The sequence below is a fragment of the Bradyrhizobium liaoningense genome, assembly GCF_018130955.1.
Lineage (GTDB): Bacteria > Pseudomonadota > Alphaproteobacteria > Rhizobiales > Xanthobacteraceae > Bradyrhizobium > Bradyrhizobium liaoningense_C.
In genome coordinates this window covers 1-14,279 of the sequence record NZ_JAFCJM010000011.1, presented here as the reverse complement: position 1 = coordinate 14,279, position 14,279 = coordinate 1, and the positions used below count along the sequence as shown (strand labels likewise).

Below are 14,279 nucleotides of genomic sequence, written 5' to 3'. Positions count from 1 at the left end.
CCCTCAGGCGGAACGGAGTGGCAATTTGCCCAACTCTCTCCCGCCGGCCTGGATCAAAAATGGCTGGCGATGGCATTTGGTATGCCAGAAGCCAACTTGTCAAGCCGCCGCAGCGGGGAGAACGCCGCAAAAAATAGGCTGCTTGACATTCTGGCATGTGGTATGCCAAAAACATTTCGGTAAATATTCCTGTAAAAGACGACTCCTTCATAGGAGGAGAATCGTCGTGTCCCTACGGAAACAGACCAAGGCGCCGTCCAACATGGCCGAGGCAGACATCGCAATCGTCCGCATTGCCCCGGAGAGCAGCTTCAAGAACAAGGCGTATGACGCCTTGAAGGAAGCGATCCTCAAGATGGACATCTATTCCACGCCCGAGCCGGTGATGCTGGACGAGCGCGCCCTCTCCGAACGCCTCGGCGTCAGCCGCACGCCGATCCGCGAAGCGATCGCCATGCTCGAGCAGGACGGCTTTGTGAAGACCGTGCCGCGCCGGGGCATCATGGTGGTGCGCCGGACCAAGAGCGAGATCGTCGACATGATCCGCGCCTGGGCGGCGCTGGAGAGCATGGCGGCGCGCCTGATCACCACCACCGCGCGCAAGAAAGACATCTCGGCGCTGCGCGACTTCTTCAAGGATTTTGGCAAGGACCGCCTGCCGGAAGATCACGTCGAGGAGTACTCCAAGGCGAATATCGCCTTCCACCAGGCGCTGATCTCGCTGTCGGAATCGCCGATCCTGGTCGACCTGACCAACGATCTGCTGCTGCACGTGCGCGGCTACCGGCAACTGACCATCGGACGCAAGGATCGCACCGCGACCTCGCTGCCCGAGCATCTCGGCATCATCGAAGCGCTGGAAGCACGCGACACCGAACTTGCCGAGAAGCGCGCGCGTGACCACACGCTGGGCCTGGCAGCCTACGTCGAGGCGCACGGCCAGGAACTTTTTAGTTAGCAACGTTCACCAGAAGGACGAGCACTCGTCCCAACGACCTTGAGATCAGGGAGACAAGGCCCATGCTGAATACCGCGACCAAGTCCGAAGCACCGGGCTCCGAGCAGGAACTGACGGATGGTTTCCATCTCGTCATTGACGCGCTCAAGCTGAACGGCATCAACACCATCTATAATGTGCCGGGCATCCCGATCACGGATTTGGGCCGTATGGCGCAGGCCGCCGGGATTCGCGTGATCTCCTTCCGCCACGAGCAGAACGCCGGCTACGCAGCTGCGATTGCCGGCTACCTCACCAAGAAGCCCGGCATCTGCCTCACCGTGTCGGCGCCCGGCTTCCTCAACGGCCTCACTGCGCTGGCCCACGCCACCACCAACTGCTACCCGATGATCCTGATCTCGGGCTCGTCGGAGCGCGAGATCGTCGACCTCCAGCAGGGCGACTATGAAGAGATGGATCAGCTTGCGATCGCAAAACCGCTGTGCAAGGCGGCCTATCGCGTGCTGCACGCCCAGGACATCGGCATCGGTCTCGCCCGCGCGATCCGCGCCGCAGTGTCGGGCCGTCCCGGCGGCGTCTATCTCGACCTGCCGGCAAAGCTGTTCGGCCAGGTGATGAACGCCGACGCCGGCCAGAAATCGCTGGTCAAGGTGATTGATGCTGCGCCTGCCCAGATCCCCTCGCCCGCTTCGGTCAAGCGCGCGCTCGACGTGCTCAAGGGCGCAAAGCGTCCCCTCATCATCCTCGGCAAGGGCGCGGCTTACGCGCAGGCCGATGAAGAGATCAAGACGTTTGTCGAAAAGAGCGGCGTTCCCTTCCTGCCGATGAGCATGGCGAAGGGCCTGCTGGCCGATACGCATCCGCAGTGCGCCGGTGCGGCGCGCTCGACCGTTCTCAAGGAATCCGACGTCGTCATGCTGATCGGCGCGCGGCTCAACTGGCTGCTCTCGCACGGCAAGGGCAAGACCTGGGGCGAAGCGCCCAAAAAATTCATCCAGGTCGACATCGAGCCGAAGGAGATGGACTCCAACATCGAGATCGTCGCGCCCGTGGTCGGCGACATCGGCTCCGTCGTCTCGGCCTTCAACCAGGCGATGGGATCGAACTGGACCGCGCCGCCTGCCGACTGGACCAAGGCCGTGTCGTCGAAGCGCGAAGAGAACGTCGCCAAGATGGCGCCGAAGCTGATGAACAACAAGTCGCCGATGGACTATCACGGCGCGCTCGGCGTGCTGAAGAACGTGATCAAGGACCGTCCCGACGCGATCCTCGTCAACGAAGGCGCCAACACGCTCGACCTCGCCCGCGGTGTCATCGACATGTACAAGCCGCGCAAGCGTCTGGACGTCGGCACCTGGGGCGTGATGGGCATCGGCATGGGCCAGGCGATCGCAGCCGCGCTCGAGACCGGCAATCCCGTGCTCGCGGTCGAAGGCGACAGCGCGTTCGGCTTCTCCGGCATGGAAGTCGAGACCATCTGCCGCTACAACCTTCCGATCTGCGTCGTCATCTTCAACAATGACGGCATCTATCGCGGCACCGACGTCAACAACGCCAACGCGGATCCCGCGACCACCGTGTTCGTCAAGGGCGCGCGCTACGACAAGATGATGGAAGCCTTCGGCGGCGTCGGCGTGAACGCGACCTCGCCCGACGAGCTCAAGCGCGCCGTCAACGAAGCGATGGATTCGCGCAGGCCCACGCTGATCAACGCGGTGATCGATCCGGCGGCGGGCTCGGAGAGCGGCCGCATCGGCAATCTCAATCCGCAGAGCGTTCTGCAGAAGAAGAAGTAACTCCGGGTCATTCCCCGCGCAGGCGGGGAATCCAGTAATCGCCGAACCATCCTCGATGGCGAACACTGAGCCCAACTGAATCGACAGCGAATACTGGATGCCCGCCTTCGCGGGCATGACGGAAACAGAATAGGTAACAGGAGCAAATACGATGACAAAGGCGCTCACGGGCGTTCGCATTCTTGACTTCACCCACGTCCAGTCGGGCCCGACCTGCACGCAGTTGCTGGCATGGTTCGGCGCCGACGTGATCAAGGTGGAGCGTCCGGGTGTCGGCGACATCACCCGCGGCCAGTTGCAGGACATCCCGAACGTGGACAGCCTGTATTTCACCATGCTCAACCACAACAAGCGCTCGATCACGCTGGACACCAAGAACCCCAAGGGCAAGGAAGTCCTCACCGAGCTGATCAAGAAGTGCGACGTGCTGGTCGAAAACTTCGGCCCCGGCGTGCTCGACCGCATGGGCTTCCCCTGGGAGAAGATCCACAGCCTCAACCCGAAGATGATCGTCGCCTCGATCAAGGGTTTTGGTCCCGGACCGTATGAAGACTGCAAGGTCTATGAGAACGTCGCCCAGTGCACCGGCGGCGCCGCCTCCACCACCGGCTTCCGCGACGGCCTGCCGCTCGTCACCGGCGCGCAGATCGGCGACACCGGCACCGGCCTGCATCTCGCGATCGGCATCCTGGCCGCGCTCCACCAGCGCACCAGCACCGGCAAGGGCCAGAAGGTCACCGCCGCGATGCAGGACGGCGTGCTCAACCTCGCCCGCGTCAAGCTGCGCGACCAGCAGCGCCTCGCCCACGGTCCGCTCAAGGAGTACAGCCAGTTCGGCGAAGGCATTCCGTTCGGCGATGCCGTGCCGCGCGCCGGCAACGATTCCGGCGGCGGCCAGCCCGGCCGCATCCTGAAGTGCAAGGGCTGGGAGACCGATCCCAATGCCTACATCTACTTCATCACCCAGGCCCCGGTCTGGGAGAAGATCTGCGACGTGATCGGCGAGCCGACCTGGAAGACGGATCCGAACTACGCAAAGCCCCCGGCCCGCCTGCCGCGGCTGAACGAGATCTTCGCCCGCATCGAGAAGTGGACGATGACGAAGACGAAGTTCGAGGCGATGGAAATCCTCAACAAGGACGACATCCCCTGCGGGCCGATCCTGTCGATGAAGGAGATCGCCGAAGACCAGTCGCTGCGCGCCACCGGCACCGTGGTCGAGGTCGATCACCCGACCCGCGGCAAGTACATCTCGGTCGGCAACCCGATCAAGCTGTCGGACTCCGCCAGCGAAGTCACCCGCTCTCCGCTGCTCGGCGAGCACACCGACGAGATCCTGCGCCAGGTGCTCGGCTTCTCGGACCATCAGGTCGCCGAGATCCACGACTCCGGCGCGCTCGAGCCGCCGCGCAAGCAGGCCGCGGAGTAAGGCTTCCGCATCAAACGACGAAAGGCCGCCGGTTTCGGCGGCCTTTTTTCATGGGGAGTGGCGTGGGCTAGAGATCCCCGCCGAGCAGCTTCCTGCCCGCCGCGGCCTGCGACATCGCATCCCTGCAAGGCTCGCTCAGCTCTGCGAGATGCGATTTAATGCACTCCCTGATGCCTCCGGTGCCAGGCCTAATACCGGCACACAGTTTCGCGACATCGGCCTTGCAGGTCTTTCCGGTCACCGCCACCGTGAGCAGGCGGTCCCGGCAGGCCTCCGACACGTCTTTCAGGTGAGATTTGATGCAGGCCTTGATCCGGCCCTCGCCGGGTCGAATGCCTGCACACAGCGTCTTGATGTCACCAGCGCAAGGCGGTCCCGCCTGCTGCGCGACCGCGACGGAATCTGACAGCAGCAACGCTATCACGATGACGAGCCCGGATCGGATCCCTGTCATTTTGATGCCCTCAGCCAGGACAGGATCATAACCGAACGCCGGCCGCGGCGCCAGAAAGACGATGCCGCGGGAAGAATTCGGTCTCGGCTGCGCCGCTCCGTTCCAGAGCGCCGAAAGCTCCCGCTCGCGACCCGCCCGCCAAAAACTTGAAAAACAACCCCATGCAAAGTAGCCGAGGATCACCGACACGGCCCCCTGCGGATTTTACGAAATTCGCTTGACACGTCGGGCAAATCGGTGGTAAAAGCCTATCATTGAGTAATTTACCTCCTGATGTCCGTTATCGCCCCCAACGGCATCCGGCTTCTCGGCTCATCTATCGCTTCAGCTCCTTGATCAGGTTCGCCAGACGTGAATCGTCAGGCAGGAGCAGCGCCATTCGCTCGGCATATTCAAGCGCGGCCACGACGTCTCCCTTCTCGCGGCTGAAGTTCAGCGCAGCCGAGAGCAGCTCCAGATTGTTGGGATGCCCGCGCAGACTCGCTTTCAGCACGGCCAGCGCGTCGTCGCGCCGGCCGATCCCGTTCAGACCGACGGCATAGACGTAGGCGTAGGGCGCCTGACCGGGAGCCAGTGACGCGGCCTTTTGTAGCTCTTCGAGCGCTGCATCGTTGCGCTTCTGGCGCACGAGCGTCAGACCGAGCGCGTGGTGGAGCGAGGCGTCCCGCGCCGATGTGACCAGCGCCTCGCGCAGGACCCGCTCACCGTCACCGTCGCGTCCGAGCTGCCGATACAGGTCGGACAGATTGACGGCGGCGGCCGCAAACGAAGGATCAAGCCTGAGCGCGGCGCGATACTCGGTCTCCGCTTCGCCAGCATTGGCCTGGCGTGCGAAGAAGCTGCCGAGCGCAGTGCGCGCGTCCGGCCGGTCGGCGTTCAGCTTCTGCGCAGCGAGGAACTCGGCGGCAGCTTGCGCGAACTGGTCGCGATCGGCCGCGGGCTGGCGCGCTGCGGGCACGGCGGCGAGAAGCTCGGCGGCGCGAATGCGCACGCCGCGCACCGGATCGCTCAGTCGCGGAGAGGCGAGCGGCCAGAGCTGATCGGCCTGCGCTCCTTCAAGCCCGTCGAGAGCGCCCAGCCTCACGAGCGGATCGGGATCGGAAAGCCCGCGCCGGATCAGGTCCATGTCCGGCGCAGGAAGCTCGGCCAGCGCACTGGCGCGGACAATGCCGGGAACGTCGCCAGATCCCGCGATCGCGGCAAGCAATGCTTGCCCGTCGGCAGCCTCGCCCCATGCGGCATCGAATGCGCGCGCCCAGGTCTCGTAGCCGCGCCGCTCAGGGCCGAACCAGCTCTCGACCTGTTGCGCAGCCCATGTTGCAGGCTTGTCGCGATGGCAATCGTTGCACGCATTCGGCACACCTGTCCGCGCGGAAAGATCGGGGCGCGGAATGCGAAAGCCGTGGTCGTGGCGGCGGTCCACGACCATGTAGCGGCGCTCCGGCATATGGCAGGACGGGCAGCCGGGGGGCGGAGAGACATCGGCGTGGTGCCGATGCGCGGCTGATTGATACTTCTCGGGCGCATGACACTGTGCACAGACGCCGTCCCCAGGCGCCTTCAGCGCAGCGCTGTGCGGGTCGTGACAGTCGCTGCAGGTCACGCCCCTGGCGAACATCTTGCTCTGCTTGAACGGTGCGTAGTTGTAGATCTCCTCGTCGTCGCGCATCTGGCCGTCGGCATGAAAACGTTGCCGTTCGAGCAGCGAGACCAGATGCGTGTCCGACAGCGGCCGTCCCGGCGTCCAGTCCTCAGAAAGCTGGCCGCGACGCGCATGGCAGCGTCCGCAGGTCTCGACCTCCTTGCGCAACATAGGTGCCGGAGCGCTGCGTGTCGGCGTCAATGTGCCGGCGGAGGCGGACCAGGTGATGCCGGAGCGCTCGTCAAAGCGGACCAGCAGGCCGTTATCGGCGCCGCGCGCGGCAGGCTTGCCGCGGGCCCAGGCGACGTGCCGCGAACCCGCACCATGGCAAGCCTCACAGCCGACGCTGATCTCGGCAAATGCCGTCGCGAAGCTATTCCTGCCGGCGTCGTAATTCTTGCGCACGGCGGTCGAGTGGCACTCCGCGCACATGAAATTCCAGTTCTGGTTCAGCTTGGTCCAATGCAAGGGGTCGTCATGCGTGATCGCTCCATCGGGATAGAGATGAAACCAGCGCTGACCGCCCTGCTCTTTCGGCCGTGTGTCCCACGCGATGGACAGAGCCTGGATGCGGCCGTCCGGAAATTCGATCAGATATTGCTGCAGCGGGTCGATGCCAAAGGTGTACATGACTTCGAAGACAGCGAGCTTGCCGTCGGACCCGTCGGTCTCGACCAGGAACTTGCCGTCCTTCCGGAAGAAGCGCGAATGTGTACCGGCATAGTCAAAGGCCGCGTCGTTGAAATCCCCGCGCACGGATTGCCCGGTCGCATGATCCATGGCGTGACGGTGCTGCGAGCCTTGCCAGAGCCTTGTCTCCGCTTCGTGACAGCCGGCACAGGACTCGCTGCCGATAAGGGCCAACTCGGTATGCTCAGGCGATTGGACCGGAGCCTTCGACGTCTCGAACCAGAGCAATCCGACTGCGATCGCGGCGACCAGCGCGCTCGCGCCGGCGATCAGCCGCTTCGTGATGCCGCGTGGGGCGGACGGTACCTGCGGTGCGGAATGATCCCGCGCGGGCGTTCCTGCCTTGCGGGCCTTGTCGCGCTTGCGGTGCTTTCCGGAGCCTTTGGCCACATCTGCTCACCGATCTGAGCGTGTCACGGCAATCCTACCTGCTCACGTCATGATCGTGAAGCGCAATCCATATCACGCGAGTCCAGTCGATGAGGCCTTCAGCGCAGCGGCTCCACTCTCGCAGCCATGTCGGGGGCACGGCTCACCCGGTAGGTCGCGTTACTGCACCTGAGCACCCAGACGGCATGATCCGGCTTGGAGCGCTTCGCGTCTCTCCTCGCGCCGAGCGCCTTGTCACAGGCAAACCCTTGCATGCGTATCTGCGCGGCGAGCATGGTCTGCGGTGTTTCCTGAGCGGTTTGGGCGAAAGAGGCCGTCAGTCCGCCCATCGTGCCTGCCAGCACCAGTAAGCCAAAAACCTTATACATGTCTCGCCTTCCCCGTCTTTCACTTGTGCTCCATGTGCCACGAACCATTCCAGTCGGCCGGTGGCGGATCGGATTGAAGATGGTCGAGGCGGCTCAAGAGGGCAAGCGACGGGCCATCACCTGGGAATACCTCAAGAGCAGCGTTGAAGGCGTTAAGTGCATCTTCCCAGCGCCCAACCCGATAGGCGGCAAGTCCCTCTTTATACCGGGATCGCAACAGCTCCTGCTGCGTAGTAAGGTCGCCATGCTTTCCCATCACTTCGAACACGGTTTGTGGCTTGCTCTGTCCGACGACCGCCAGACGATCGATCTCACGCAGTTCGAGTTCGGTCCCGACCGTGGCGGCGGTGGCTTCAGATATCAGAATGCGGCAGCCATAGACCTTGTTGACCGCCTCAAGACGGGACGCGAGATTGACGGCATCGCCCATGACGGTGAAACTCATCATGAGCTCTGAACCGATGCTGCCGGTCAAGACCTCGCCCGTCGCAATACCGATGCGGACGTCGCATTCGGCGGGTATCACGCGCACTCCCAGAAGCTCCGGCAATTGCTTGCGAAGCTTGGGCACCCGATCGACCATGTCAATTGCGGCGAGGCATGCCAGGCGAGTCTGGTCCGCTTCGTCAATGAACGGCGGGCCCCAATAGGCCATGATGGCATCGCCGATGTACTTGTCGATCACCCCGTGGCGGTCCCGGATCGGCTCCGACATCATCGTCAAATAGCAGTTCATGACCTTGACGAGCCCTTGTGGGGTCATGCCTTCACTCATGGACGTGAAGCCCTGCATGTCGCAGAACATCACGGTCATGACACGGCGCTGGCCCTGGGTCGCCGCGTCGGGCCGGTCGAGCAGTCCTTCCACGACCCTCGGATCGATATACCGACCGAACGTTTCGCGGATACGTTCATTCCGGCGCAGCTGCTCGACCATCCGGTTGAATGCGGCTGAAAGCTGACCGATCTCGTCTTTTGTGGAGACGCTGATCGATTGATCGAGGTGGCCGGCTTCGATTTCCCGGGTGCCTTCCAGCAACCGTCGCACCGGACGGGTGATGCCGCTGCTGACAAGGAAAGCGAAGCCCAGGCCAAGCGCGGCCGCAAGACCTGTGACAACGACTGATACGTCTATCGCTTGCTGCTGATCGCGGATCACGGTCGATGCACTTGCAAACACCTGCGACAGCATGTCGGCCCGGATTGCATCGATCTTCTGGGTGAACTGATCGCGCAGAGTGTCCACGCGCGCGAGCGTGCCACGAGCGTCCACGAAGTCCCCGGATCCGATCTGCTTCAGCAACTTCGCCTGTTCCTCGCCCAGTTGGCGGCGCCCCTCTGCCATGGCGTTGTCGATCCGGGTCTCGATGCGCGCCAGGGCGGCGTTGTCTGACGGGGTGCTGACGTCGTTTATGATCGCGTTGATAAGCTTGCGCGCAGCGTTCGCCTCCTGCTCGACTTCGCCGTCCTTTTCCTCAAAGAAACGCAGGCGCGCAGCATAACCCTCCTCGTCCGGAGGCACCTGCATCTTGGCGATCACCATTCGACGCAGCGCCAGCGCGCGTTCGAGCGAGCGGATGTTGGCTCGTGCCAGGTGACCATAGGCGGGGATATATCGGACGGTCAGTTCGTCGAGCAGGTGTTCCACGCGCTTGGACATCACCATCGATAGAACCGACGTGATCACCATCAGGACGATCAATGCCACGGAAATTCCGACGATCTTGCGTCTGATCGACTGGCGAAAGACGAGCAGGCCGCCCAGCTGGTTGCCCCGCCGAGGAGGAACTCCGGTCGTGCTGGCAATGTCTGTCACAGTACTGCCCTCGCACCTCGGATCCGCCGCGGTACCCACATCACCGCCCCGCTGGGAGCGATTGCAAGTACAAAGGGAGAGATCCTGGTCTCGTCTTCCTCGCCGAGCGTCCCGTCTGAGCCACCCAGCCAATCTCTGCTACGGCCGACTCGAGTTGTTGAACAAGGGCGGGAAGCGCCCGCCCTTGTTCGTCGACTGAGCTATTCCGGCGCCCGGCATCACTGCTGGACGCATGTCTGGACAAACTTGATGCGGTCCACCATGCCCAATCCCTTCGCCTCGGCCTGCTTGCGGCAGCCCTCGCGCTTGTCGATCCGCAGCTGGATCTTGTCGACCAGGCTCAGGCCGACGGTGCCGACTTGTGGTCCGGCCGACGCGGTCTTTCCGTCGTCGGTAGATGGTCCATCGCCCGCCGCGCGGGCGGCCTCCTGCAGGCGCTTGATATCGTCCGGGCTCAGCTTGGGCCGGTCGATGTCCAGCGTGAGCTTGTTGATCTTACCGGTGAAAGCGAACGGTGCCTGATAGTCGTTGTCGTCGACCGGCGTGCCGGTGTCGGACCCGATGTCGAACGCCTCGTCCCATTGCAGAATGAAGGGAAGCGTGTGCTCCATCTTCTCGGTCGCCACCGCCTTGCCGTCGACCTTGAGCATTCCGGTGCCGCCTTGTCCGATGCCGGTGTAGTTGCCGAACACCATCGTGCCCGCACCAAGACCATCGTACTTGAAGTCAAACTCGACCACGTGCTTGCCCGGCGTGAGTTCCGGCCCTTCCCAACGCACGCGCTTGAGGTCGACGAGGTTCCACGTGAACACGGGCTTGTTCTTCAGGACATAGAGGCCATAGCCGCCAAACCGGCCGCCCTGGGTCACAAGCACGCCCTCCGCACCTCCTTGCGGAATGTCCACGTCGGCCTTGAAGTTGTAGGAGGAGTTGAGCAGGCTCGGCGCGTCGCCATTCGGCGTGCCGGTCATCGGTCGCGTCCAGGCAAAGCTTGTGCGGCCGGCGCTGAGACTGGGACGCGGCGTGATCATGCGCGAAGCCACCGTCGAATCGAGCGGCAGCACCTGATACTTTTCCGCCTCCTTCCAGAACAGCGCCTGCAGCTCCTTCAGCTTGTCCGGATTCCTGGCGGCAACATCGTCGGCCTGCGTCCAGTCGTTGCGCAGGTCGTACAGCTCCCAGGGGTAGTCGCCCGGGCTCGGCAGCTTCGCGATCGTCACCCACGGAGGACGCAAGACCTTGGTGCTGGCGATCCAGCCGTCGCTATAGATGGCGCGATCGGCAAACATCTCGAAATATTGCGTCGTGTGCGTCGAGGGCGCGTTCGCGTTCTTGGCATCGAACGTGTACATCATGCTGACGCCCTCGATCGGGCTCTGCTTGATGCCGTCGACGAATTCCGGCTGCTTGATCTGCGCAGCCTCGAGAATGGTCGGCACGACGTCGATGACGTGGTGGAACTGAGTGCGGATGCCGCCCTTGTCCGTGATCACCTTGGGCCACGAAATCGCCATGCCCTGGCGCGTGCCGCCGAAGTGGGAGACGATCTGCTTGGTCCAGGAGAACGGCGTGTCGAACGCCCAGGCCCAGCCGATCGACATGTGATTGTAAGTGCGGTCGGTGCCCCAGACGTCGTAGAAATATTTGAGCTGGTCCTCGACCGATGGGGTGATCTGGTTGAACATCGCCACTTCATTCGGCGTGCCGTTGGGTTGCCCTTCCGCGCTCGTCCCGTTGTCACCCTCAATGTAGATGATCAACGTGTTGTCGAGCTTGCCCATGTCCTCAATGGACTGGATCACGCGGCCGATTTCATTGTCGGCGTACGCTGCATAGGCGGCAAAGACTTCGGCCTGACGGATGAACAGCTTCTTCTCGTCCGCCGAGAGCTGATCCCATTCCTTGATCAGGTCTTTCGGCCATAGGGTCATCTTCGCATCCTGCGGAATGACGCCCAGGCGCTTCTGATTTTCGAAGATCGTGTCGCGCAGCTTGTTCCAGCCCTGGTCGAACAGGTGCATGTCGCTGATCTTCTTGACCCACTCCGGCGTCGGGTGATGCGGCGCATGGGTTGCGCCGGGCGCGAACTTCACAAAGAACGGCGTGTCCGGCGACAGCGCGTTCATGCGATTGACATAGTCGATGGCCTCGTCAGCCATGGCCGTCACCAGATTCCAGCCGGGCTTGCCTTCATAGGGATAGATGGGCGTGGTGTTGCGGACGAGATTGCCGGGTTGCCATTGGTTGGTGTCGCCGCCCATGAAGCCGTAGAAATATTCAAAGCCCATACCGGTCGGCCACTGGTCGAACGGACCTGCCTGGCTCGCCTGGTATTCCGGCGTATTGTGGTTCTTGCCGAACCACGCGGTGCGATATCCGTTGTCGGAAAGGATCCGGCCGATCGTGGCCTTGTCCTTGGTGATGATGCTGTCATAGCCGGGGAAGCCGGTGGCCTGTTCGGCGATCACGCCGTAGCCCACAGAGTGATGGTTACGGCCGGTGATGAGGGCTGCGCGCGTCGGCGAGCACAATGCGGTCGAGTGGAAATTCGTGTAGCGCAAGCCGTTCTGCGCGATGCGATCAAGTGCAGGCGTCGGGATAACGCCTCCGAATGTGCTGGGAACACCATAGCCGGCATCGTCAGTGATGATCAGCAGGACGTTCGGTGCGCCTTTCGGTGGCACCACGCGCGATGGCCAATACGGTTTTGAATTCGTGGCATCGCGCTCGATCTTGCCGCCGAATTTTTGTGGCGGCGGTGGAAGCTGGTCGCCGGGAATGGTGATGGTCGCGGCGGGTGAGCCGGGTGGAGGCGCGGCTTGTTGCGTTTGCTGTGCAAACACCGGAGCCGAGATGACGAGGGCGGGAATCAGCGCGGTAAAGATCTTGCGAATATTCATTGCAATATCCTTCCAGTACGCAGGATGCCTCTACTCCAGATCGCATCCGGATTTCGTGCGTTGATCCAAATCAAAACCGTTCGCGCACGAGCGATGCTTTGAGCAGCTCGTGGTCGTTATGTTTGCTGTGTAGTTGCCGGAGGCGTGACGGTGACGGCGGCGATCAGCGCAATGGGTATCTTGCGAATATCCATTGCAATATACTCCGAGCACGCACGATCACTCGACTTCAGATCGCATCCGGCTGTCGAGCGCTGATCTAAATCAATGACACCCGAACGATGCCGGAGACATGAGCGACGCCAACGGCTGAGGTTTGCTCGCTGATCACCCCGCACGAGTGCGTGACGAAGTGTCACAGCGACTCAACCAGGAGCGATGTGACCGCCGCTTCTGGCAATGAGGATGAACTATCCTGCAGTCTTCTCGCTACACACGTGCGCACCTCGCCTAGACATGGATACCTCAGGTCAACGATGCTGTCCGTATTCCCAGGAGTCAGCGGCAGTGCTGAGTGACCCTAGCGCAACATGCTGAGCCGAATCCGACGAGGTTGCTACGTTGGAGCGAGACATTGAATCCCCGATAGATACACTGTCATCTGTTCGCGGGAGGACAAGCAAATGACGCGGAACCTATCCGAACCAAAGTCTCAATGTCGGCTCACTCGCGCAACGATCGGCCTGACTGTGGCATTGGCCGGATTCTTGTCCGACGCTGCATACGCCGACGAGGACGGCGTTTCGTACTGGCTTCCGGGGCGCTTCAGCAGCCTCGCGGCAGCCCCTGCGGTCCCCGGCTGGTCGATGGCCGAGGTCTATTATCACACCAGCGTGTCCGCCTTCGGTAACGCAGCCGCGGCAAGACAAATCCGCGTCGGCCGGATCCCCGCCAACGTCAATGTCGATCTGAATTTGCGTCTGAACGCGCAGGCGGACCTAGTCCTGCTCAACCCGACCTACACGTTCGCGACGCCGGTGCTCGGCGGACAATTGGCAGTCGGCATTATCGGCTTGTTTGGCCGATCCGCCGCATCGCTCGACGGAACGCTGACGGCGGCCGTCGGGCCCTTTGCGATAACCCGTACGGGGAGCCTCTCTGATTCAATCACCTCGGTGGGCGATCTGTATCCGCAGGTAACGCTGAAGTGGAACGCCGGCGTCCACAATTACATGACTTATTTGACCGGCGACATTCCGGTTGGCGCCTACTCTTCAACCCGTCTTGCCAACCTTGGCATCGGTCACGGCGCGATCGACGGCGGCGGCGGCTATACCTATTTTAATGAGAAGTTGGGGCACGAATTCTCGGCGGTTGCAGGCTTCACCTACAATTTCAAGAACCCTGACACGCAATATCAGAATGGCATCGATTTCCACATCGATTGGGGTGCTTCGCAGTTTCTCTCGAAGCAGCTCTTCGTCGGGCTGGTCGGCTACTACTATCAACAGATCACGGACGATTTTGGTCAGCCGCCGATCCTGGGCGGTTTCCGGTCGCGCGTGGTGGGAGTCGGCCCTCAGATCGGATACCTGTTTCCGGTCGGTGACCTGCAGGGATATTTGAACCTGAAAGGGTACGGCGAGTTTGCCGCAGAAAATCGGCCGGCCGGCTGGAATACGTGGCTGACTTTCTCGCTGTCGCCGATGGCGCCGACCAGCACGGTCGCGCCGACGCGAAGGATCGTGACGAAGTAATCGCGGCCCACGTTCGTCATATCGTCGGTGCCACCGACCAGGCCGCCAAGGCGGATGATCACTGACCTTGCCCCCAAGTTTTATCCAATCCTGAGTTCGCTCCGGCTGTTGGATTTGCCCGGTTGGGCGGTGGTAGCGA

At 62.4% G+C, this 14,279-nt stretch carries 9 protein-coding genes; 4 read left to right on the top strand and 5 right to left on the bottom strand.

The genetic code is table 11. The features are described from left to right. Positions 1-262 precede the first annotated feature (262 nt). From JQ632_RS11635 to frc, 3 genes are all read left to right on the top strand, one after another. Entirely contained in the window at positions 263-958 is a 696-nt protein-coding gene (locus tag JQ632_RS11635; RefSeq protein WP_249151794.1) for a GntR family transcriptional regulator, read from the top strand. Between the two features lie 62 nt (positions 959-1,020). Next, a complete protein-coding gene (oxc, locus tag JQ632_RS11630) occupies positions 1,021-2,754 on the top strand; it encodes an oxalyl-CoA decarboxylase (protein ID WP_212402453.1) in 1,734 nt (577 codons plus the stop codon). Positions 2,755-2,905: 151 nt separating this feature from the next. Beyond that, positions 2,906-4,183 carry a formyl-CoA transferase gene (gene frc / locus JQ632_RS11625; protein ID WP_212402452.1) on the top strand — a complete coding sequence of 426 codons (1,278 nt, stop codon included), beginning with the start codon at positions 2,906-2,908 and terminating at the stop codon, positions 4,181-4,183. Between the two features lie 67 nt (positions 4,184-4,250). Here frc and JQ632_RS11620 read toward each other — a convergent pair whose 3' ends face one another. From JQ632_RS11620 to JQ632_RS11600, 5 genes are all read right to left on the bottom strand, one after another. Next, on the bottom strand, positions 4,251-4,826 hold the full coding sequence (locus tag JQ632_RS11620; RefSeq protein ID WP_212402451.1) for a cysteine rich repeat-containing protein: 576 nt from the start codon (positions 4,824-4,826) through the stop codon (positions 4,251-4,253). A gap of 127 nt (positions 4,827-4,953) precedes the next feature. Then, positions 4,954-7,359 (bottom strand): cytochrome c3 family protein, encoded by a 2,406-nt coding sequence (locus tag JQ632_RS11615; RefSeq protein WP_212402450.1) that lies wholly within the window; start codon positions 7,357-7,359, stop codon positions 4,954-4,956. Positions 7,360-7,457: 98 nt separating this feature from the next. Beyond that, the gene (locus tag JQ632_RS11610) at positions 7,458-7,727 is read right to left on the bottom strand and encodes a hypothetical protein (protein WP_249151769.1); all 270 of its coding nucleotides are present in this window, start codon (positions 7,725-7,727) and stop codon (positions 7,458-7,460) included. A gap of 19 nt (positions 7,728-7,746) precedes the next feature. Beyond that, entirely contained in the window at positions 7,747-9,483 is a 1,737-nt protein-coding gene (locus JQ632_RS11605) for an adenylate/guanylate cyclase domain-containing protein (RefSeq protein WP_212402595.1), read from the bottom strand. 278 nt (positions 9,484-9,761) lie between these two features. Continuing rightward, entirely contained in the window at positions 9,762-12,443 is a 2,682-nt protein-coding gene (locus JQ632_RS11600; RefSeq protein ID WP_212402449.1) for an arylsulfatase, read from the bottom strand. Positions 12,444-13,066: 623 nt separating this feature from the next. Here JQ632_RS11600 and JQ632_RS11595 point away from each other — a divergent pair. Next, a complete protein-coding gene (locus tag JQ632_RS11595) occupies positions 13,067-14,140 on the top strand; it encodes a transporter (RefSeq protein WP_249151767.1) in 1,074 nt (357 codons plus the stop codon). The last annotated feature ends 139 nt before the right edge of the window (positions 14,141-14,279 follow it).